This window comes from Marinomonas polaris DSM 16579 (assembly GCF_900129155.1).
Classification (GTDB): Bacteria; Pseudomonadota; Gammaproteobacteria; order Pseudomonadales; family Marinomonadaceae; genus Marinomonas; species Marinomonas polaris.
Genome location: NZ_FQVF01000014.1, coordinates 17098 through 37430 on the forward strand (window position 1 = coordinate 17098; position 20333 = coordinate 37430).

The following is a 20333-nucleotide window of genomic DNA, read 5'->3' on the forward strand; positions in this document are numbered from 1 at the left end:
AAATCACTTTTCATTTCAATTTCTTAGTCAATATGACGATTGCTATTTCACGGCTCCTCCTGATACCGCGGTAACTATATGGCGTTGAAAAAAGATGTAGACGATCACCACGGGTAACGAGGCAAATACAGCTTGTGCGCCCAAAAAGCCTAGCCCTTCTGATTGCGCAAAGTTCGTTTGTGACGAAGCTATGCCTATGGTGAGTGTGTACATGTCGGATTTGGTCGCGGATATAAGCGGCCACCAATAATCATTCCAAGCTTGCAAGAAAGTGAAGATGCCCAAGGTCGCTTGCGCGGGTAACGTCAGCGGTAGCAATACTTTCCAGAAAATACGAAAGGTCGAGGCGTTATCCAGCATGGCAGCTTCATCAATTTCTTTTGGGATGGCCCGAAAGAATTGTGTCATTAAGAAAACGCCAAACGCTGATGACAAGTTGGGTAATATTAAGCCGATATGGGTGTTATGCAGATCAAACCAATTAAACATCTGGTGACGAGCAATAATTACCGCCTGTTCTGGTACCGCTAAACCAAACAACACAATGATGAATAGCGTCTTACGGAACGGGAACTCCAGCCTTGCAAATGCGTAACCTGCTAACGAAGAAAGCAGTAACACACCGACGGTTTGACCGACTGCCACTATCATAGAATTCATAAACCAGCCGAAAACGCTGGAAGATTCAAGGATGTTGGCGTAATTCAATAAGGTATACGGGAATGAAAAGACAGCTTCCGTACCTCTGAGCAATTCAGCATTGTCTTTTAGAGATAACCCTATTATCCATGCCACTGGCGCCATCATGATGACACCAAGCACTGCAGCTATCCAAAATAGCTGACGGTTAGAGGTCAAATGCTCAGGCGAATAGTTGAATGCTTTCATGCGTCTACCTCCTCTTTACGAGTGCTGACCCAATACTGAAGCATGGCGGCACACAGAATAATTAAGAACAGGATTTGCGACGCAGCCGCGCCCAGACCAATATCCCAACGTAAGAAACCCACTTCATAGATGTACATCACAATAGGGCGAGATGACCCAGCTGGACCACCATTGGTCATCAACTGTGCCTGACCAAACAACTGAAATTGCATCACCACTTGAATAATGGCAACCAACATAATAGTGGACTTAATGGATGGCAGAGTGATACGAGTGAGCACTCGCCAGCGGGAAGCGTTATCTAACGCTGCTGCTTCATAAAGGTCTTTCGGTATCTGTTGTAAGGCAGCCAAGAAAAGCATCATGGGTAAACCAATACACCACCAAACGGTTGCTACCCCCACTGAAAACAACGACCATCCTGTAGTTGAAAGAAAGCCAATTGGTTGCCAGCCGAAAAACTCAAAAATTAACGACATTAAACCGTCATTGGGAATGAAGACGATTCGCCAAATGAGCGTCACTATGGTGACGGACAAAATAGAAGAGGCAAAAAACAAACCTCTCAAGAAAGACGACCCTTTGCTGGTTTTATTCAAGGCTAACGCTAGAAACAACCCAAGAATGACCAAGGTAGGAACAGACACTCCGACGAAAATTAGAGTGTTTTTTACCGCTTGACCAAAAATTGGGTCGCTTAATACTCGTGCATAGTTTTTTAAGCCGATGAAGCGCTCGCCACCAAAAAGATCGACTTTATTGAGCGACAGCCAAATTCCCCAGCCAAGAGGAAATACCAACAAGGTTAAAAAAACACTGAGATACGGGACAACAAATAGACCATTCGTCCAACGGGAACGACGATAACTTTCTGCCATCTTACACCTCCATTTGACTGTGATAAGCAAGGCCATCACCGTCAAAAATATGCGCAGCCTGAGGCGAAATTGACACGCGTACCGTATCGCCAGCTTTTACTTTTGAGCGTCCTGAATCTTCGACGATAAGATCTGTGCCATCGATTAAAATACCGTAAAGAAGCGTACGATCACCGAGACGCTCAATCACTTTTATGGTCAGATCAAGGCCATCTTCTTCAGCGGCAACCACCGCGGTGTCTTCCGCTCGAATACCGATAACCGCATTTGTGGCGTTGAACTCTGGTGGAAGGACAATCGCAGTAACGACTTTGCCAGCACCGCTGACTTCGACCGTCACACCATCAGGCGTATTTTCAATACTATTAATCGGCAACATAGACATTGGCGGAGAGCCAACAAACTCCGCGACAAAACGACTCGCCGGATATTGGTAAATCTCCATGGGTGTGCCGATTTGTTCGATTTTTTGGTTGTGCATGATGACAATGCGATCCGCCAGTGTCATGGCCTCCACTTGGTCGTGAGTCACGAAGATCATGGTTGAGCCAAGGCGCTGGTGGAGTTGCGCCAGTTCCAATCGTGTTCTGCCGCGTAACGCTGCGTCTAAATTGGATAGTGGCTCATCAAATAGGAAGGCTTTAGGTTCTTTGACAATGGCGCGACCTATCGCGACGCGCTGACGCTGGCCACCAGAAAGTCGTCCTGGTTTACGATCCAGCAAGTGATCTATTTCGAGAATTTTCGCCGCATCATTAACACGACGATCAATTTCGTCTTGGGCGACTTTGACGTTCTCTAGGCCAAACGCCATGTTTTGGCGAGTCGTCATGTGAGGGTAGAGCGCATAGGATTGAAATACCATGGCGACGCCACGTTGACCTGGAGGCAAGGTATCAATGCGTTTTTCGCCAATATCGATAGAACCTTCTGTAATGGATTCCAGCCCCGCAATCATGCGCAATAAGGTGGATTTTCCGCAGCCAGAAGGGCCAAGGAATACAACAAATTCACCGTCTTCGATGTGTAAGTTGATGTCGTCTAATACGGTAACGCTGTCATATCGCTTTGTTATATTTTTTATAGAGATAGATGCGGACATGGTTTCCTCTCTCAGCAAGTTTTAAACGGAAAATCTTGGGGTATTACACCCCAAGTCGAATCATGCGATAGCTCATAGGAGCAATGCTTGCCGTTAATTGTTGCTGTTTGACTGCTGCGCCTTGGCCATCTTTTGGTGCTACTTGCTCTGCATCTGGACCATTTTTTGCGTCAAGTGCATGGCCCGCCATGACTTTATCCATAATGACTTTCTGATGTGTAAATCCTTGCAGAGACAGATCCAATTCAATGCTTTCGTCTGGGTGACGGTTAACAATAAAGAAAGTTAGTGCGCCATCTTTATCGGATACCACCGCAGAAATATCCAGATAGGAAACATCACTGGCGAACTCTGTATCGTAGCCTTGGCATTGCACCGCAAGATTGAGTGCTGTGCCACGGCCGTATTGGGACGCATACAAATATGGATAGTAAGTCGACTGACGCCACGCTGGACCGTCTTTGACTGTCATAATCGGCGCGATAACGTTGACCAATTGCGCCAAACAGCCAATTTTGACCACGTCGCTATGGCGAATAAAGGTGTTCAGAATACAGCCAACTTGTAGCGTATCGGCAAAGTCATAAATGTCTTCTAACAAAGCTGGAGCATGTGGCCAACCGTCATTGCCACCGAGAATTTTTTTGTCTTGTTCATTGGAGTGATACCAGACGTTCCATTCATCGAAGGAAATATACACATCGTGTTTGGAGCGTTTTTTAGCTTTAGTGGCTTTAATTACCGCCGCGACGGTGTCGATATAGTTATCAAGTAAGCTGGCTTTGGCTAAATAATTGGCGGTGTTTTTTTCGTGATTATCGAAATACATATGCAGTGAAATGTAGTCGACTGTGTCGTAGGTATAATCTAGTACTGTGCTTTCCCATTCAGGGTAGGTTGGCATTTTAGGGGAAGAAGAGCCACAAACGACTAGCTCGATATTTTTATCGAAAGCGCGCATGGCTTTAGCAGTTTCAAATGCTACTCGACCATATTCAGCGGCAGTTTTTTGTCCGATTTGCCAAGGTCCATCCATTTCATTACCCAGACACCAAAGCTTAACGTCCCAAGGTTCTTCACGGCCGTTTTGCTTGCGAAGGTCAGACCAATAAGAACCGCCTGGGTGATTCACATATTCAAGAAAAGCACGAGCTTCGTCTAAACCTCGTGAGCCAAGATTCACCGCTAGCATCATTTCTGTACCGGCTTGTTCTGCCCATTCAGCGAATTCATGAATACCAATTTCATTACTTTCTGATGTGTGCCAAGCAAGATCTAGGCGAGTTGGGCGATCTTCTTTTGGCCCAATGCCATCTTCCCAGTTATAAGCAGAAACGAAGTTACCACCGGGGTAGCGAGTAACGGGAACATCGATATCTTTGATGAGTTCGATAACATCTTGACGGAAACCATGTTCATCAGCAGTTGCATGACCTGGTTCGTAGATACCGCTGTAAACAGCGCGTCCTAAATGCTCGATGAAAGAGCCATAAAGGCGAGGGTCTATTTTGGCAATCACATAATCTTTATGTGCGGTTACGTTAGCGCGCATGCTTACTCCTTTCTTATTTTTGTAGGATATTAAGATATATTAAGTATCTGAATTTTTGTTTCTTATCTGATAAGTGGATATTAAAAGCATGTTTGACCTAAGGTCAATCAATAAGACGTTTATTTTTTGTGCAACAAAATACCAAAATTGGTATGTATAAGTGTGATTTGCAACGAAAAAAGAAAGTGGTAGGTGCTTGGGAAGTTACTAAGGTATTGAAATTTATAGTTTTTTAATTTTTATTTATTAGAGCAGGCTTACTGACATCTACATCAGAAAATAAGATGCTGTGTGTGAGGTTAAGATTGAAGGCGTAGTACAATATCTTGGTCGTAATTGCCAAATTGTTTGCCAAAAATATTGATGCCGCCAGGGTGTTCAGCATCATCGGGAACAGAGATTCGCACACGAATGGATCTATGGTCTTCCAGTGCAAGATCTTTCAAAGAGATATCAGAAACCCGTACACCATCGATGTAAGTACCATCTTTTGTGACACGAAAGCTTTTTAAATGGCCGTATTGGCTGCCAGCAAGCTTCCACCAATCGGGTGTATGTTTACCACGACGATCGCCGTAATCGCCGGGAGCAGTCCAGATCGCAGCCTTTTTGCCGTTGATAGAGATATGAATATCAGAAGGCCAATTTTCTGACGTGCCAGGCACTTCGGATGACAGCTCCATCACCAGCTCTAGCTCTTTCACTGTCTGACCTGCAATACGAGCATTGTTGGGGAATTGATATTCCACATAGCCTTTGGTAAACCACAACAAACTGGCACGCATACGATCAGGAGAAAGATAAGTATCTGGACTGTCTAAGAAGCCAACAATGCCAGATTCCGAACACAAACCACAAGGCGCCATCACATCAAACTCAGAATATAGGCCCACAGGCATAGCGACTTCGATGACGTTGTTTTGATTTTGTTTGGTGTTACAGAAAGATAAGACGATTTCTTCGTGTGTTGCACGGCAAATTTTCTGGCTGCCTTTACGGCCTTTTTGGCTTTCGGTGGTAATTAAACCGGCACTTTCGAGGGAATTAATATGACTGGAAGTTGATGATTGGGGCAGTTCGAGAAGGTCTGCAATGTCATTGACATTCATCGGCCCTTTTTCATGTAACAAGGACAATATTGCCAATCGTGCAGGCGCTGCTAGGCTTTTTAGAACATCTGCTCCATCTTCGGGGGTTAGCAATAAGAACTTTTTACTCATCGTCATCTCCAGTTGAAGGTGACTTTATATCGAGATTTATGATTCTTATCAAGTTTTAGTTGTTGATTAATTGTTACTAAAAGTAAGTGATGATCGCTTTATTAATACAAGAAAACGATCATCAACCTTTAGTTTTAAATAGCTTTTTTAAATGTTTTTTAGTGATTTCTAAAGAGTTTTTTGAATTAAGCCAACGGTCCACCAATAATAGTAGTACGCAATCCTGCAATAATGTTTTCGCCTGTTTCATGTCTTAGTTCGTCGTACCAAGCTTGGGTTTCTTGCATGTCTTTACCATGGGTAACATCACAACGTTTACGAGCTTTTAGTACAAGATCTTTGACGCGGAAGCGACGAGCTTCTTCGTAGTTTTTCAATGCAGCGATAACACCTGAAACGGTTTTGCCTTTCTCTTTAAATTGATCAGCAAAGCACTGTCCGAGAACAACAGAATCTTCCAGTGCAGAGCATCCGCCTTGGCCTATGTCTGGAGTTGTACTGTGGGCAGCATCGCCGAGTAGGGCAATATTGCCTTTTACCAAGGTATCGAATGGTTCTATGTCATGAATTTCGATGCGGTTGGTGGTTTCAGGATCAATGGCTGCAATCAGTTTTTGAACGGGTTCAGCCCAACCTGCAAAATAACCTGTTAGATTGGCAATCACTGTTGTTCTGTCTTCTGCTAGGCCTTTTGGTAATGGCACATCAAAGAAGAAGTAAAAACGACCACTGGCAATAGGCATGATAGAAACGCGTTTGCCTTCGCCAACAAAGGTTGTCCATTGATTGGCAGGGGCAATACTTTCATCGATTTCTACCAAGCCATTCCAGTTTACATAATTAGCGTAGCGGCGCTCGGTTTGATAACCAATGACATCAGCACGTACGGCAGAATGTGTGCCGTCGGCCGCAATCATAAAATCACCTACAGCACTGGTACCATCGGTAAAATACGCGGTTACACCTGTGTCACTTTGCTCGACTTTCTCAATGCGTTTGCCAAACTGAACTTTATCACGTCCCCACCAATCGATCATTTGGCTTTGTAGGTCTGCTCTAGATACAGGGCAAGGGCGTTCGCCAACAGCGTCAACTAATGGGGCAAGACTGAACTGCGTCATCACGCTTCCGGTTATACCGTCGTGGTACGCCATGTTGTGCATCGGGCCGCCGAGTTCATCCATAATGCTGCCCATACCTAAATGGTTCATGCATTTTACGCCGTTAGACCAAATAGAGAGCGCGGCACCAACAGGTTTGATTTCTTTTACCGCTTCAAAAATATCGCATTCGATGCCTTGTTGTTTTAATGCTGCTGCCGCTGACATGCCACCGATACCAGCGCCTATAATAAGTGCTTTCATATGATTCCCCTTTAATCTATCGCTCGTTTTCGCGTTGTCTTAGCGAACTTTTAATTTCTTGTTAAAGGAGTAAATGGCAATAAATATGCCATGAAACAAATGAACCTATATTTTAGTGTGTGAAACCTTTGTTTTAGGGCGATACGTAATCAGTGGTGATAGGTCAAAGAAGAAAGAGGCTTATTTTCTTCTTTGACCAACAGGGCAGAAAATGATTTATCTTGGTGCGGATTTTGTAATATTTGCTTCATTCTGGCTCATTAAGCCTTGGGCTGAAGCCTAATTACATAAGACTAGCTGCCACGATAAGTGCTGTAAGAATAAGGCGAGACAAGCAGTGGAATGTGATAATGGGCGTTTTCATCATTGATGCCGAAGCGAATGATGACCGTGTTTAAGAAACTAGGAGCGGTAGGTTTGTTATTGTCTGAGTCTTCGAGAGAGTCAGCGAAGTACTCGTCAATGCCAAACTCTAGTTCGTACACACCCACAGAGAAGCTATCAGCTTGCAGCAAGGGTTGATCACAGCGGCCATCGTTATTGGACACAGTGCTATGAATAAGCTGTCGTTGGCCGTCTGCAGAATGCTGGTAAAGATGTATTTTTACGCCAGCCGCAGCAACGCCTTTTGTTGTATCTAAAATGTGAGTGGTTAAGTATCCCATTGTTTTACCTCAATCTAATGTGAAAGCTTGCCTGATTTTTGCAGTAAGCGTCTTTATAAGTGAAATGGATCTGAAAATATTGTTTCATAGAGATCAATATTTGTGCCATGTGTTTCTGTATAGCGTATTTTGTTATTCATACAGATCTTTTTTATAAGAATTTTTTAGAGCCGTCAGAATTTGGAGTCCTATTATGCAAGACCCGTTAGCTGCGATTAGTCAAATGGAAGAAGTGGATTTTATCGCTTTATTTAGCAGTATTTATGAGCATTCCACTTGGGTTGCAGAAGAATTATGGCGACAAAAAGTCGAGCATCCAAGTGAGTATTTCGACAGTATCGACAAAATCAAAGACACCATGGCTGACATCGTAGAGCAAAGTACTGACGAACAAAAACTCATACTGCTTCGCGCTCATCCAGATTTAGCAGGCAAAGCGGCTTTAGCAGGCGAGCTGACTCATGCCTCAACCTCAGAACAAGCAGGAGCAGGGCTGGATCAATGCTCAGAAGAAGAGCTAGCATACTTCCTACAGCTGAACGATACCTATCGAGAGAAGTTTGGTTTTCCCTTCATCATGGCCGTAAAAGGCGCGACTAAGGATCAGATACTTACAGGGTTTGAAGCCAGAACGCCCAATGACTGGCAAACAGAATTTGACCGCGCCATGAGCGAAGTGCATAAAATTGCAAGTTTTAGATTAGCGGACCTCTAAAATCGTTCTGAGTTGTTAAGATAGAAAACGCCATCGGTTTGTATTAATCGATGGCGGTTTGTTGTTTATCTTTCTATTTTTTCTTTGGATAAACAATAAGTTTAAACAACAGAGAAGCTGATTTTTTTTCCTAGTGCCTCTAAGGCAGAGACTAACGTATCGATTTTTGTATTATGGCCAAGGTTGATAATACGTTGCATTTCTTGCTTCTTTTTACCAATACGTTTTGCCAGTTCTGCTTGTGATACATGCTCTTCAAGCATGGTATTCAGCAACAGGACTTTGCTCCAAATACTTAGCGGTACACTGACAGATTCGCCTTTTACTTTAGATGGTAAGGGAACTGAGCGCTCATCTTCAAAATAGAACTCAAAAGCTGTAACCAAGGCGTCTGCAGCTTCGGCTAATGCTTCTTCGTAGGTGTCTGCACAGGTTAGCGCCTCAGGGATATCTGTAAAGCTGACGCTGTAGCCATTTCCGTCTTTTTTAATAATGACTGGGTATTTCATATTCTTCTCCAGCTGTTGGAAAGAGTACCTTTAAGATAGGTTTCAATCGTCTATTCCTAGTTGTTTGAGAATTGCTTTTCTTGTGCCTTCGGCTATTTCTTTGCAGGGATGTCTTGGCATAACAGATCGCTTGTCTTTGTAATAGAGCTTTAAGTGGTTGGTACCTTGTTTGACCTCTACGCCCATTTTTCCAAATATCGTCTGAATTCACTTTGCTTCATCTTGCCTCCGTGCTGATGAACTGAATATAGAGTAATCAAAAATGTTTACTAAGTAAAACGTAAGGTAAGCTTTTTTGTTTACTAATTGATGCCTTAAAGGTTAATTTTATATTGAGTGAGGCATAAAAAACCGCCATCGTTTTGTAATAATCGATGGCGGTTTATGTTGTGTAGTATGAAAGTTTATTTATCGACGAAGTTAGCCTGAATGCGTTGGGTTAAAAAGTCTGCAGCGCTGATAGGTTGATAACGTTTTGCAGGGCCTTGGATGATCTGCGTTTTATTGGCTTGGCAGAAGAAGGCGATGGAATGACGGCTGCCGCAGTATTCGTCGACGCGTGGTTGACGTACTCGGTGCAGGTTGGATTTAAGTTGGTCGTCGCTCCAGCGCATGAGCATATCGCCGATGTTGCAGGTGATCACGCCGCCAAGGGGCGGAATGCTTGTCCAACGTTGAGTTTCAGCTTCCGCACCCGGGCAAACTTGTAAACCGCCGTGGCCTTCGTGTTGAAATAATAAGGTTAAACAATCGAAATCCGTATGCGCGCCAGCACGCCACATATTACCCTGTTCGGTGACACCTTCTGTGGCGTAGTAGTGTAACAAGCGCAAGGTACTTTGGTAGTCCGGCTGGCGAGGTTCGTGTGCCTTGCTAAAGAAGTCTCGATCAAAGCCGAGCTTGTCGGCAAAGCAAGACAATACCTTCATGCCAACTTCCCAACATTGTTTTTCAAAACGCAGTGTATTAGCTTGAAAGTTTGGCAACTCTTCTTCAGTCGGCCACAAATTATCCATGTGGTATTGGGTGATTTGATAGGATTCTTTTTGATCTTTGGTACCAGTAGAAGGGCGAATTTGGCTGCGACTTTCCCAACCCGCATTAACGCTTTTGGGTCTTGGGTATTGGCTTTTAATGCTTTCTGGAAGATTAAAGAAACGTTCGGATTCGCTGAATGCGGCTTTTATTTCCTTTGGATCAATGCCGTGGTTACTTAATTGGAAAAAACCAATCTCGGTCGCAGCGAGCCAAAGTTGCTCGCGTATTTCCTCGCGACGATTTTCAAAATCGCTCATGTCGATGATGCGAATTTCTCGATCGTTGGTGTCTTCGCCTGCACCACCAAAAGTGGTTTCGCGTTGTAGTTCTTCAAGTGAGTATGAATTAGTCATGGTTCTCTCCCATTCTCCTAGGTTTAAAATAACTAGGCGTTTTTGCCTAGTGGAAAATGGAGCAATGACCGAACGCACTCTTACTCTTTTAATAGAGTAAGAGAACGCGTCTGACTGCTTCTACTCCGATTATTTAGTGTTACCAAACACCCTCATGCAATTTCGTTGCCTCTTCTTCAAGGCAAGGCCCGATAACTTCCACTTTTCGTTGTCCCGATTCAAACACGGTGCGACAAGGCAAAGCCAAGGTTGGGTTTTCAGGGTGATTCCCGGTGATCTGTTTCAAGCTGTCTTCGCTTAATCCATACACCAGTCGTCCTAATCCGGCCCAATAGGCAGAACCTGCACACATGGCGCAAGGCTCAGCGGAAACATACATGGTGCATTTTGCCAGAAATTCAGGACGATAGGCTTTGCTAGCGCGAGTCATTAACTTGCGCTCTGCATGGCCTGTCATATCGAAATCTGGCAAATAGCCGTTCACTTGTGTCATTAGGACATTGTCTTCATCGTCGACCAAGATCGCCGCAAACGGGTGGATGCCTTGTTGTTTGGCTTCATCTGCAAGGGCAAAGCTTTGGCGTAAAAAGTTAGAGTCTCTTGTATTTAATGTCATATCTGTCTCTATTATTAATATTTTTTCTTAGGAAGGCTCCACGGAAAAAACCAAGCCTGAATCCACTGGATCGATTTAAACAACAACAAGCTGATAACCGACAAGAAAATCAGCCCCGCAAACGCTTGCGGAATTTTAAAGAACGACGTGGAGAACTGGATGAAATAGCCCAACCCTTCTTCGGCGGCGACAAATTCCGCCACCACGGCACCGATAATCGCCAAAGTAATAGACACTCTAAGGCCACTGAAAATGTGTGGAATCGCATAAGGGATACGAATCTGCCATGTTTCACGATAACGCGGAGCACGCAAAGATTGGCTTAGCTCTATCATTTCTGGAGGAGTTTCCAGCATGCCTGTCGTCGTTGATACAACAAGAGGGAAGAAGGTGATTAAGCAAGTGATCAGCACGCGAGATGGGTCGTCTGTACCAAGCAATACGATGATCAAAGGCGCAACGGCTACCACAGGAGTTGATTGAATAACGATCAAGGCAGGATAAAACACGCGGTTCATCAACTCAGAACGCATCATGCCAATCGACAACGGAATCGCAATGACGATAGACAAGGCAAAACCCATCAAAGCCACACGTAATGTCGCCCAAAGATGCGTTAACCAACGAGAAAACTCCACATCAAAAAAGGCGGTAAAAATCGCTGATGGAGACGGCAGAATGTAGTTTGGCACATTGCCGAAACGACAAACTAATTCCCATAACAGCACAAGGCCGATAAAGAACAAGCCAGGCGCGAAACGGTTTGCCTGCTGTGCAAGCCAAGATTTAGGCTGGTACGTTGGGTTCATAAATATAGCCTCTAATTAAATCGGTTAGCTCAGCAAAGCGTGGGGAGTTAATGGTTTTCGAAGAACGCGGACGAGGTAAATCCACCTCAATCAAATCCAGAACCGTGCCAGGGCGTTTGCTCATCACTAAAATACGATCGGATAACAACACGGCTTCACTAATAGAATGGGTGATAAACAACACAGTTTTTGGATTCTTTTTCCAAATATCGAGTAAATCAAAACCAATTTGCTCACGTGTTAACGCGTCTAGCGCCGAGAAAGGTTCGTCCATCAACAGAATGTCTGGGTTAAGCAACAGTGCGCGAATAATGCCTACGCGTTGTTGCATGCCACCAGACAACTCGTCTGGCATCTTGTCAGCAAATTGGGTTAAGCCCGCCATTTCAAGTAATTCGTTCGCGCGTTTTTCATCGCTGGCGGAGTAGCTGCCGTATTTGTGTTTGAGTGGAAATAGCACGTTTTTGCGCACGGTTAACCAAGGCAGTAAATTGGCCTTTTGAAAAACGATGCCCACGTCATCACGAGGTTCGGTGACTGGTAAATTAAATACTGACACTTCACCATGTGACGGAATAAGCAAGCCCGCCACCATGCGCAACAATGTTGATTTACCACAACCAGAAGGCCCCACCACCGCAACGAACTCGTGACGGTGGATGTCGAGATCAATACCTTGCACGACCATAGGTGTTTCTGGACGTGGATCATATTTATGACCCACGTTTTTCATGCTGACGTAGGCCGCTTTAGCATTATTTTCAATGGAGTTCATATCTTCCATAGCCTTGTTGTTTTCCATGTGGTTACTCCGGTTTAAAGCTGCTGTTTACTGCGGTTTTTGGATCGATAGCATCCATTTTTAAACCATTTGCTTCCGCCACGTATTCCCATGTTTTTTGAATGCGTTCGTCGGTGAAATTACCGAAGCCATCTTTTGTCGTGACATCGTTATACACCAAACTATAAATGCTCTTAATTTGTGCGGAAACAATGCTGGCGTCCACTTCTGGTACCATTTTGTGTAGGTCAATACCGGCCTGATCTGGATTTGCGTAAGTGAATTCAATGGACTTGGCAAAGGCTTTTATGAAGCGTTTCGCCACATCTGGACGTTCTTCTAAAAAGCGTTCAGAGGCTAAAACAGATGAGCTATAAAGGGATAAACCAGAATTTGACCACGGCATTTCGATCAGCTCTTTGCCTGCGCCTTTTGCTTGTGCGTCATAAAGTGCCGTGTTGGTAACCCAAGCAATAATGGTGTCGGTGCTACCAGTGATCATCATCGGCGCTAATGCACCCGGATCAGATTTCACTAATTTAATATCGCTTTCGCTCAAACCGTTTTGTTTCAATACCAAAGGTAAGAAAGCATTTGATGAAGTGAAAGGCGAAGTCGCGACTTTTTTGCCTTTCAAATCTTTAATGGATTTAATACCGCTGCTTTTCAGTACAAAGAACGCATGAGGAGCTTGGGTGAAGTATGGGAAGACAGCGACTACAGGTACATCGGCTTGTGCTTTCGCTGCCATCAAAGCACCAATATCGGAACTACCAATATCAGATTGGCCCGTTGCCATCTTAGTCAACGCATCGGTAGAACCACGACCGCTGGCAATCTTGACTTCCAAGTCTTCATCAGCAAAGAAACCTTGTTGAATACCCACATAAACAGGCGCTTTATCACCGCCTGGTAGCCAATCTAATTGAAACGTCACTTGATCTGCCGCCATGACAGAAGTACTTGAGATGAGACTGGCTAAAAGAGTCAATCGGATTGCTGTTTTTTTTGCCGCTTTCATAAACATGCTCCATACAATTAATAGGGACTAAAGACCCGCTTGTTTCACATGGATATAAGTTAGCAACATTTGTTCCATTTTTTCATGGAGGTGTAGATTTTTATTTAAGTTATTGAATTTATTGTAAAAATAAAAAATATAAGGCCTTGAGTGATAAGGCTTGTAAGGTTCTAAGTAGAGAGGGTGAAACAAAATGGTGCATTAAAAAAGTAATATTGGGTGTAACAGTAGACGGGGAAGTAAATATGATTTGCTTGGAAATGGAGGGTAGATATCAAATCTAGTTCTATGAGGTTTTACTGGGTAGTAGCAATTCTGTGTCTTTTTTTCGTTTACTGTAAAGCACACTCGCCATGTAGCAAACCACTACGACATTCAACAAAAATACGCAGACAGTCAAAATGTGTGTATGAAAAATGATTTCATAGATCTCAAATGGTAAATAGATTGCCCCACTTACCAAGGCAAACCATTCAGTCCAAACAAACGCTTTCCATAAACCATAGGCTTCAACGAATCGAACCAGAGAATAAGCTAGGGCACCCAAAGCAATCAGGCTCATATTGCTGTCTGTTATTGAACTCGCAGCATGGAGGAAAATACTTGGAAAATGGCTCGCAGGATTTAGATGAGCGTGAGAGACGATGGATTCAGCTATTTTTTGTAAATTCTCGCCAGCTAAGACATGGATTCCTAATCCTACGATAAGAGATATTAAGCCTTTTAGCGCCTCTATAAATGCGATGGCTTTCAGCCCATTTTTGGATGGTGTCATCTCGACCTCTTAATAAGCCAAATAGTATGTGTACAACAAGTGCATGCTTAGTTATACCAGTATAAAGCCAATAGATTGTTGAAAAATAAATAATATTTACGGTAACTTGAAAAGTGTTGTCTAGCTTGCTTGTCTAGGCTTTTTTTGCGAAAGAATTAAAATCAATCAATCCGAGAGGCGAGTTTTTTATAAACTGCGTCTTTGTCTCGTTTTCCAATTGCCAGCACATAAACGACGACTTCATCGTCTATGACTTCATAAGCTAGGCGATAGCCTGAGGTTCTTAGTTTTATTTTGTAGACGCAATCATAACCGCGTAGCTTTGAGGTAGTGACATGCGGGTTTTCTAGTCGCTCCGCTAGCTTCTTTTTAAATTGTGTTTGAATTTGTGGTGCTAATTTGCGCCACTCTTTTAGTGCAGCAGGGAGGAATTTTAGTTTATAAGTCATCTAGACTAACTTCGACCGCTTTTGATAAATCAGCACGACGGTTTTCGACAAGTTTTGCCAGTTCAATATCATCTACCATCTCCATCAAAAGCTCATAGGCTTCAGCTGGGACGAGGTAAGCAGCTGGCTTATTATGGTTTAAAATAGCAATAGCAGAGCCACCAGATTCGTTAAGTAAAGCCGTTGGGTTTTTCTTTAGCTCAGAAATGCTGGCGGTGTAATTCGCTAATACTTGTCTCATGGGAACCTCAAATAAGCACTAAATTTAGGTCATATTTTAGATCTTTTTTTTGTGAGGAGCTACATTTTTTTGTGCTTCAATCCTTTCTAGCTTCTTTAGCAGAGAGTGCTTTGAGTGCTAGTCTAGAAAGAAGGTGCATTATTAAAAGAATGCTTATAAAAAGCGTCACGGCGCTTGTTCCGCCTGTATTATTAGTTTTTAATTAAAACTTTGTACGATTGGTCAGCTTTTTGCATTTCAACTACAATCATAACCACCATCATAGACACTATTTTAAATAAGGAGAGCGCTTTGAAATTTATGCTAAACGATGAGCTCATCGAAGATAACACGCTCCCTAGCGACTTTACCGCTTTGCGTTACCTAAGAGAAAAGCGTGGATTAACGGGTACAAAAGAAGGTTGTGCATCTGGCGATTGCGGTGCGTGTACGCTTCTTGTTGGTGCATTGGAAGACGGGGAGCTGACGTATTCGACGCTAAATTCGTGCATCACACCAATGCAATCCTTGACTGGCAAGCATATTGTCTCAGTTGAGTATTTGTCCAAGACGGGTGAATTGCATCCTGCTCAACAAGCCATGGTGGAATCTCATGGTTCTCAATGCGGCTTTTGTACGCCGGGTTTTGTGTTGTCCTTAGCTGGGCTTTATGAAAATAAACAGAGCAGCGAGCAGCCAATCGACCGTGAAGCGGTTTGCGATGCGATCTCTGGTAACTTATGCCGTTGCACTGGCTATCGCCCGATCATCGATGCGGGATTGTCCATGGTTAAAGAGCCTATGGTCGAAGTCTCTAATGAAACGCCTTATGTCGAGCTGATGAGTAAAAACGCTAGCATCAAAACCCAGCTTGAAAGCCTACAAACAGATCCTCATGACAGCAGCAACTATTTACAACCCACAGATTTAGATCAACTCGCTCACGCCTTGAAGTCCAATCCAGAGGCCGTTTTGATCGCCGGTGGAACCGATTTGATGCTAGAGAATACTCAGCGCTATCGTGATTTTGACACCTTGATCGATGTATCTTGCGTGACCGAGCTTAAACATTTACATATCGGAGAAGCGTCGTTGACCATCGGTGCGTCGGTCACTTACAGCGAGTTGGAAGATTTCAGCAAGACGCTTTATCCGCATATGAATGCCTTACTGAGTCGCATCGCGTCTCGACAAATTCGTAACCGTGGCACGATTGGCGGCAACGTTGCGAACGCCTCACCAATTGCCGATTTACCGCCGCTATTATTGGCGTTTGACGCAGACATTCAATTGTTGAAAAACGACGGCAGCACAAGAGCGGTGAATATCGCGGATTTTTACCAAGGCTACAAACAAACGCAATTAGCGAAGGATGAGATGATCGCGTCGTTTGATGTGTCTCTCGATAAGCTCGCTCAGTTTCATCGTTTTTATAAAGTCTCGAAACGCATGGAAGACGATATTTCCAGTGTCATGCTGGCAGTTCGATTCGAAGTCGATAACGGCACGTTAACCGATGTGCGTTTGGCATTTGGTGGCATGGCGGCCACGCCGATTCGCGGACTAAAAGCCGAAGCGACGTTGACGGGTAAACTTATCAATGACAAACAAGCGTTAAACCAAGTCATCGAAGCACTACGCAGCGAATTAACGCCAATGAGCGACATGCGAGCCAGCGCGAAATATCGTTTGGACATGGCGTGTAATTTGATCCGCAAAGCGTGGCTGGAACTGAATGGCACCAACGTGGTGACTTTCTCTGGTCACGCGGTCACTGACTCAATTTTATCGACTGGTTCGGAGGCAAGCACTCATGCGTAAACTTCCACAAGATTTCACTTTAGGCACAAAAAGCGGCGCTAATAATAGACTTTTACCTGTTCATGAATCGGCTATTAAACACGTGACAGGCCAAGCGGTTTACATCGACGATATGCCAGAATGGCCAAATGAACTGCATGTGGCGACCGGTTTATCGACCGAAGCTCACGCGGATATCGTGTCGATCAATTTGGATAAAGTTCGCGCTTATCCTGGTGTGGTCGATGTGATTGTTCAAGCGGATATTCCAGGTGAAGTCGATGTGTCGCCCGTATTGAGCGGTGACTTATTGCTGGCTGGCGATTTTGTGCATTTCATTGGGCAATCGATTTTTGCTGTCGCGGCAACCAGTTTACGCGCTGCGAAACAAGCGGTTGCTTTGGCTGAGATTGAATACAAACCGCGAGAAGCGACCTTGCATCCTCGCCAATCGTTAGAGCGCCAAGAATTTGTTTTACCAACTCATACCATTAGCTGTGGCGATGCCAAAGGCGCACTAGAAACCGCGCCGAACAAGCTTAAATCCGATATGTACATCAAAGGCCAAGAGCATTTTTATTTGGAAGGGCAGATCAGTGTCGCGACTCCCAATGAAGATGGTGGCGTTCAGGTATTTGCTTCCTCTCAGCATCCTGCTGAAGTGCAAAAGCTGGTGGCGCGTGTGCTGGGTTTACCCGTGGCACAAGTGCTCGTTGAAGTGCGACGCATGGGCGGCGGCTTTGGCGGTAAAGAATCTCAGGCAGCGGTTCTTGGTTGTATGGCGGCAGTACTCGCCATACGAAATCGCTGTCCGGTGAAATATCGTATGCCGCGCCAAGATGACATGGTGCAAACCGGCAAACGTCATGATTTCTGGAACAGCTATGAAGTGGGCTTTTCCGATGCAGGGGAGATCCTCGCGGCGGAATACGACATGGTTGGCAAATGTGGTTGTACGGCAGATTTGTCGGACGGCGTTGTCGATCGCGCTATGTTCCACGCGGACAATGCTTATTTCTTGCCGAACGCTCGTATCAGCGGTTATCGCGGTAAAACTCACACGGTTTCTAATACCGCTTTCCGAGGCTTTGGCGGACCCAAAGGTGTTTTGCTGGCAGAAAATGTCATCGAGGAAATCGCCTGCGCGGTAGGCAAAGACTCGTTGGATATTCGCAAACTCAATTGCTATCAAGCGAATAAAGACACCACGCCGTATGGACAAAAAGTAGACGATGATGTGTTACTGACACTTATCGAAGAATTGGAAACAAGCTCAGATTATCGTACTCGCCGTGAGGCGATTAAGGCCTTCAACAAGCAGAACCCTTTCTTGAAAAAAGGTCTAGCACTCACGCCAGTAAAATTCGGCATTTCCTTTACCTCGAAACACTTAAACCAAGGTGGCGCTTTGCTGCATGTTTACACGGACGGCAGCGTTCATGTGAGCCACGGCGGAACGGAAATGGGGCAGGGACTTTATACCAAGGTGGCGCAGATTGTTGCCAAAGCCTTTGGCATTGATTACCAACGCGTCAACGTTGGCTCTACTCGTACCGACAAAGTGCCAAACGCATCGCCAACCGCGGCATCAGCAGGGACGGATTTGAACGGTATGGCGGCACTGGATGCAGCGATGACGATCAAAGGTCGCTTGCAAGAATTCGCCATGGAGCATTTTGGTATCGCAGCGGATGCCTTCGCTATTGAAGACGATCAAGTGATTCTAGGCAGCGAGACAATGAGCTTTCCTGAATTCATCAAACTGGCGTACATGAACCGCGTGTCTTTGTCGTCTACTGGGTTTTATAAAACACCAAAAATCGGTTACGACCGCAAAGCGGCCAAAGGCCGACCATTTTTGTATTTTGCCAATGGCGCTGCTGTGGCAGAAGTGATCGTCGATACTTTTACCGGCGAATACAAAGTAACGCAGGTTGATATCTTGCACGATGTAGGCGATTCGATAAACGCGGATATCGACATTGGGCAAATCGAAGGCGCGTTTGTGCAAGGCATGGGCTGGCTCACCTCAGAAGAATTAAGCTGGGATGACAAAGGCCGCATTACCACCAACAGCCCTGCTAATTACAAGATTCCGACTTCAGCGGATATTCCAGAAAAATTCACTGTCAAACTCTTTGATCGTGCCAACAGTGAAGAATCGGTGTATCGCTCAAAAGCCGTTGGTGAACCGCCATTGATGCTAGGGATTTCCGTTTGGTGTGCGTTAAAAGACGCCTGTGCTTCAGTTGCCGATCACAAGATCTCGCCACCATTGGCCGTGCCAGCCACGCCAGAAGCGGTATTTTACGCCATGCAAGCAGCTAAGGAAGCAAGCCTATGATGTCTTCTATGAGCTGGGTTCATGCTTTACAGGAAGTAGAAAAAGCAGGGCAAGCTTGGGTGATCGCCACCGTGATTGGCACCCAAGGTTCTGCGCCTCGGGAATCATCGAGCAAGATGATTATTACCGAGGAACACAGCTTCGACACCATCGGCGGCGGACAGCTGGAATACGCTGTCTGCCAAAAAGCCCGTGCCATGCTGCAAGATGCGTCTTCGCCTTCTCATGTGTTGGAAAACTTTCCGCTCGCCGCCAAAACCAACCAATGTTGCGGCGGCACGGTCAGCGTGTTGCTAGAGTATTTTCCAGAGCCCGCCACTAAGATCACCATTTTTGGAATGGGTCATGTGGCGACCACCTTGGTCAATGTCTTGGGCAACATGCAAGCGAAAATCTCATGGGTCGACAGCCGCGAAAACCTTGCTCAAGACCACAATATCAAAGGGTTACCGAGTAACGTCACACCGTTTCTGTATGAATCCATGTTGGAACACATCGAACACATGAGTCATAACGAAATCGCCTTGGTCATGACCCACGATCACGCGTTGGATTACCAGTTGGTGGAAGCCTTATTGGATCGAAAAGACTGCCGATTCATCGGCTTAATCGGCTCGAAAACCAAAGCACTACGCTTCAAAAAACGCCTCGTCAGCGCCTCATTTAGCCAAGCGGAAATCGACTCGGTACATTGCCCAGTGGGACTAAACGAAATCGCAGGCAAAAAGCCCTTCGAAATCGCCATCTCCATCGCAGGGCAAATCATCCAAGTCACCCAAACCAAAGCGCCAGCGAAAAAGGGCAGTGGGCTTACTTGGAAAGAAATCAACAACGCCTTAAGTGGCTCAGTCGTAGAAACTTGAAAAAATGACATTCCTTCATCGAAACTACCGCCTACCTCTTAGGAATGTCATTTTTCAATCCTAGCTTGTTTAGCGGCGGTTAAAGCCTTTTGACCTCGCTCTTGGTGTTTGCCTTGTTCCCTTAAAGTCAGCATTACCAACCTGTAGGGCACGATAAGCGAAGCGTAATCTGCCGCGAAAGCGAAGCTTTCTTTGTATTAACTTCCGTTGGAGACGCGAGCAAATCAAACGCCACCGCTCGACGTTACTGTTATAGATTGCTGTTTGACCTCGCTCTTAGCGTTCGCTTTGCTCCCATAATCTGTCCAGTATAAAACGAGGTTGCTGAACGTTATTGAGTTTTGATGTTTTAACGTTATAACGCTACAATG

The 20333-nt window shown here is 44.9% G+C and carries 21 protein-coding genes; 4 read left to right on the forward strand and 17 right to left on the reverse strand.

Annotated features, from left to right (window positions below; all coding sequences use genetic code 11):
- Positions 1-42 precede the first annotated feature (42 nt).
- The 7 genes from BUA59_RS14870 to uraH form a co-directional block, all read right to left on the reverse strand.
- The gene (locus tag BUA59_RS14870; RefSeq protein WP_072840485.1) at positions 43-888 is read right to left on the reverse strand and encodes a carbohydrate ABC transporter permease; all 846 of its coding nucleotides are present in this window, start codon (positions 886-888) and stop codon (positions 43-45) included.
- Entirely contained in the window at positions 885-1766 is an 882-nt protein-coding gene (locus BUA59_RS14875; RefSeq protein ID WP_072840486.1) for a carbohydrate ABC transporter permease, read from the reverse strand. The genes BUA59_RS14870 and BUA59_RS14875 overlap by 4 nt, the downstream gene beginning before the upstream one ends.
- Position 1767: 1 nt before the next feature.
- Complete coding sequence (locus BUA59_RS14880; protein ID WP_072840487.1) at positions 1768-2868, reverse strand: ABC transporter ATP-binding protein; 1101 nt, start codon at positions 2866-2868, stop codon at positions 1768-1770.
- A gap of 43 nt (positions 2869-2911) precedes the next feature.
- Positions 2912-4420 carry an arabinosylfuranosidase ArfA gene (gene arfA / locus BUA59_RS14885; protein WP_072840488.1) on the reverse strand — a complete coding sequence of 503 codons (1509 nt, stop codon included), beginning with the start codon at positions 4418-4420 and terminating at the stop codon, positions 2912-2914.
- A 299-nt stretch (positions 4421-4719) separates the two neighbouring features.
- A complete protein-coding gene (locus BUA59_RS14890) occupies positions 4720-5640 on the reverse strand; it encodes an ArsR/SmtB family transcription factor (RefSeq protein ID WP_072840489.1) in 921 nt (306 codons plus the stop codon).
- A gap of 185 nt (positions 5641-5825) precedes the next feature.
- A complete protein-coding gene (gene hpxO / locus BUA59_RS14895; protein ID WP_072840490.1) occupies positions 5826-7004 on the reverse strand; it encodes an FAD-dependent urate hydroxylase HpxO in 1179 nt (392 codons plus the stop codon).
- A gap of 293 nt (positions 7005-7297) precedes the next feature.
- Entirely contained in the window at positions 7298-7669 is a 372-nt protein-coding gene (gene uraH / locus BUA59_RS14900; RefSeq protein ID WP_072840491.1) for a hydroxyisourate hydrolase, read from the reverse strand.
- Between the two features lie 193 nt (positions 7670-7862).
- Between uraH and uraD the strand changes: the two genes are divergently transcribed.
- The gene (gene uraD / locus BUA59_RS14905) at positions 7863-8384 is read left to right on the forward strand and encodes a 2-oxo-4-hydroxy-4-carboxy-5-ureidoimidazoline decarboxylase (RefSeq protein ID WP_072840492.1); all 522 of its coding nucleotides are present in this window, start codon (positions 7863-7865) and stop codon (positions 8382-8384) included.
- Positions 8385-8485: 101 nt separating this feature from the next.
- On the opposite strand, the gene BUA59_RS14910 is transcribed toward uraD, so the two are convergent.
- The 10 genes from BUA59_RS14910 to BUA59_RS14955 all read right to left on the reverse strand — a co-directional run bounded on the left by BUA59_RS14910 (position 8486) and on the right by BUA59_RS14955 (position 14976).
- On the reverse strand, positions 8486-8893 hold the full coding sequence (locus tag BUA59_RS14910; protein ID WP_072840493.1) for a type II toxin-antitoxin system HicB family antitoxin: 408 nt from the start codon (positions 8891-8893) through the stop codon (positions 8486-8488).
- A 42-nt stretch (positions 8894-8935) separates the two neighbouring features.
- A complete protein-coding gene (locus tag BUA59_RS24345; RefSeq protein ID WP_425435122.1) occupies positions 8936-9079 on the reverse strand; it encodes a type II toxin-antitoxin system HicA family toxin in 144 nt (47 codons plus the stop codon).
- Between the two features lie 218 nt (positions 9080-9297).
- On the reverse strand, positions 9298-10284 hold the full coding sequence (locus BUA59_RS14920; RefSeq protein WP_072840494.1) for an isopenicillin N synthase family dioxygenase: 987 nt from the start codon (positions 10282-10284) through the stop codon (positions 9298-9300).
- Between the two features lie 139 nt (positions 10285-10423).
- The gene (locus BUA59_RS14925) at positions 10424-10900 is read right to left on the reverse strand and encodes a nucleoside deaminase (RefSeq protein WP_072840495.1); all 477 of its coding nucleotides are present in this window, start codon (positions 10898-10900) and stop codon (positions 10424-10426) included.
- Between the two features lie 14 nt (positions 10901-10914).
- Positions 10915-11709: an ABC transporter permease gene (locus tag BUA59_RS14930; RefSeq protein WP_072840496.1), complete on the reverse strand. Its 795-nt coding sequence runs from the start codon at positions 11707-11709 to the stop codon at positions 10915-10917.
- The gene (locus BUA59_RS14935; protein WP_245813163.1) at positions 11687-12511 is read right to left on the reverse strand and encodes an ABC transporter ATP-binding protein; all 825 of its coding nucleotides are present in this window, start codon (positions 12509-12511) and stop codon (positions 11687-11689) included. The genes BUA59_RS14930 and BUA59_RS14935 overlap by 23 nt, the downstream gene beginning before the upstream one ends.
- A gap of 4 nt (positions 12512-12515) precedes the next feature.
- A complete protein-coding gene (locus BUA59_RS14940) occupies positions 12516-13511 on the reverse strand; it encodes an ABC transporter substrate-binding protein (RefSeq protein WP_072840497.1) in 996 nt (331 codons plus the stop codon).
- A gap of 286 nt (positions 13512-13797) precedes the next feature.
- Entirely contained in the window at positions 13798-14286 is a 489-nt protein-coding gene (locus BUA59_RS14945; RefSeq protein WP_072840498.1) for a DUF2127 domain-containing protein, read from the reverse strand.
- 161 nt (positions 14287-14447) lie between these two features.
- Positions 14448-14735 (reverse strand): type II toxin-antitoxin system RelE family toxin, encoded by a 288-nt coding sequence (locus BUA59_RS14950; protein ID WP_072840499.1) that lies wholly within the window; start codon positions 14733-14735, stop codon positions 14448-14450.
- A complete protein-coding gene (locus BUA59_RS14955) occupies positions 14725-14976 on the reverse strand; it encodes a type II toxin-antitoxin system Phd/YefM family antitoxin (protein WP_072840500.1) in 252 nt (83 codons plus the stop codon). The genes BUA59_RS14950 and BUA59_RS14955 overlap by 11 nt, the downstream gene beginning before the upstream one ends.
- A gap of 300 nt (positions 14977-15276) precedes the next feature.
- On the opposite strand from BUA59_RS14955, the gene xdhA reads away from it, so the two are divergent.
- Genes xdhA through xdhC form a run of 3 tightly spaced genes read left to right on the forward strand, consistent with a single transcriptional unit; the run spans position 15277 to position 19962 of the window.
- Positions 15277-16776: a xanthine dehydrogenase small subunit gene (gene xdhA, locus BUA59_RS14960; RefSeq protein WP_245813164.1), complete on the forward strand. Its 1500-nt coding sequence runs from the start codon at positions 15277-15279 to the stop codon at positions 16774-16776.
- Positions 16769-19099, forward strand: a complete 2331-nt coding sequence (xdhB, locus tag BUA59_RS14965) for a xanthine dehydrogenase molybdopterin binding subunit (RefSeq protein ID WP_072840502.1) — start codon at positions 16769-16771, stop codon at positions 19097-19099. The genes xdhA and xdhB overlap by 8 nt, the downstream gene beginning before the upstream one ends.
- Positions 19096-19962, forward strand: coding sequence for a xanthine dehydrogenase accessory protein XdhC (gene xdhC / locus BUA59_RS14970; RefSeq protein ID WP_072840503.1), 867 nt, complete (start codon positions 19096-19098; stop codon positions 19960-19962). Before xdhB ends, xdhC begins: the two co-directional genes overlap by 4 nt.
- The last annotated feature ends 371 nt before the right edge of the window (positions 19963-20333 follow it).

What these genes read in the sequence shown, in the direction of transcription:
- BUA59_RS14935 (WP_245813163.1), bottom strand. Translation starts at nt 12,511, where the DNA reads ATGGAAAACAACAAGGCTATGGAAGATATGAACTCCATTGAAAATAAT.
- xdhC (WP_072840503.1), top strand. Translation starts at nt 19,096, where the DNA reads ATGATGTCTTCTATGAGCTGGGTTCATGCTTTACAGGAAGTAGAAAAA.
- arfA (WP_072840488.1), bottom strand. Translation starts at nt 4,420, where the DNA reads ATGCGCGCTAACGTAACCGCACATAAAGATTATGTGATTGCCAAAATA.
- BUA59_RS14875 (WP_072840486.1), bottom strand. Translation starts at nt 1,766, where the DNA reads ATGGCAGAAAGTTATCGTCGTTCCCGTTGGACGAATGGTCTATTTGTT.
- BUA59_RS14910 (WP_072840493.1), bottom strand. Translation starts at nt 8,893, where the DNA reads ATGAAATACCCAGTCATTATTAAAAAAGACGGAAATGGCTACAGCGTC.
- BUA59_RS14890 (WP_072840489.1), bottom strand. Translation starts at nt 5,640, where the DNA reads ATGAGTAAAAAGTTCTTATTGCTAACCCCCGAAGATGGAGCAGATGTT.
- BUA59_RS14950 (WP_072840499.1), bottom strand. Translation starts at nt 14,735, where the DNA reads ATGACTTATAAACTAAAATTCCTCCCTGCTGCACTAAAAGAGTGGCGC.
- BUA59_RS14880 (WP_072840487.1), bottom strand. Translation starts at nt 2,868, where the DNA reads ATGTCCGCATCTATCTCTATAAAAAATATAACAAAGCGATATGACAGC.
- BUA59_RS14955 (WP_072840500.1), bottom strand. Translation starts at nt 14,976, where the DNA reads ATGAGACAAGTATTAGCGAATTACACCGCCAGCATTTCTGAGCTAAAG.
- BUA59_RS14930 (WP_072840496.1), bottom strand. Translation starts at nt 11,709, where the DNA reads ATGAACCCAACGTACCAGCCTAAATCTTGGCTTGCACAGCAGGCAAAC.
- BUA59_RS14920 (WP_072840494.1), bottom strand. Translation starts at nt 10,284, where the DNA reads ATGACTAATTCATACTCACTTGAAGAACTACAACGCGAAACCACTTTT.
- BUA59_RS14925 (WP_072840495.1), bottom strand. Translation starts at nt 10,900, where the DNA reads ATGACATTAAATACAAGAGACTCTAACTTTTTACGCCAAAGCTTTGCC.
- uraH (WP_072840491.1), bottom strand. Translation starts at nt 7,669, where the DNA reads ATGGGATACTTAACCACTCACATTTTAGATACAACAAAAGGCGTTGCT.
- BUA59_RS14940 (WP_072840497.1), bottom strand. Translation starts at nt 13,511, where the DNA reads ATGAAAGCGGCAAAAAAAACAGCAATCCGATTGACTCTTTTAGCCAGT.
- BUA59_RS24345 (WP_425435122.1), bottom strand. Translation starts at nt 9,079, where the DNA reads ATGGGCGTAGAGGTCAAACAAGGTACCAACCACTTAAAGCTCTATTAC.
- hpxO (WP_072840490.1), bottom strand. Translation starts at nt 7,004, where the DNA reads ATGAAAGCACTTATTATAGGCGCTGGTATCGGTGGCATGTCAGCGGCA.
- BUA59_RS14870 (WP_072840485.1), bottom strand. Translation starts at nt 888, where the DNA reads ATGAAAGCATTCAACTATTCGCCTGAGCATTTGACCTCTAACCGTCAG.
- xdhA (WP_245813164.1), top strand. Translation starts at nt 15,277, where the DNA reads ATGCTAAACGATGAGCTCATCGAAGATAACACGCTCCCTAGCGACTTT.
- BUA59_RS14945 (WP_072840498.1), bottom strand. Translation starts at nt 14,286, where the DNA reads ATGACACCATCCAAAAATGGGCTGAAAGCCATCGCATTTATAGAGGCG.
- xdhB (WP_072840502.1), top strand. Translation starts at nt 16,769, where the DNA reads ATGCGTAAACTTCCACAAGATTTCACTTTAGGCACAAAAAGCGGCGCT.
- uraD (WP_072840492.1), top strand. Translation starts at nt 7,863, where the DNA reads ATGCAAGACCCGTTAGCTGCGATTAGTCAAATGGAAGAAGTGGATTTT.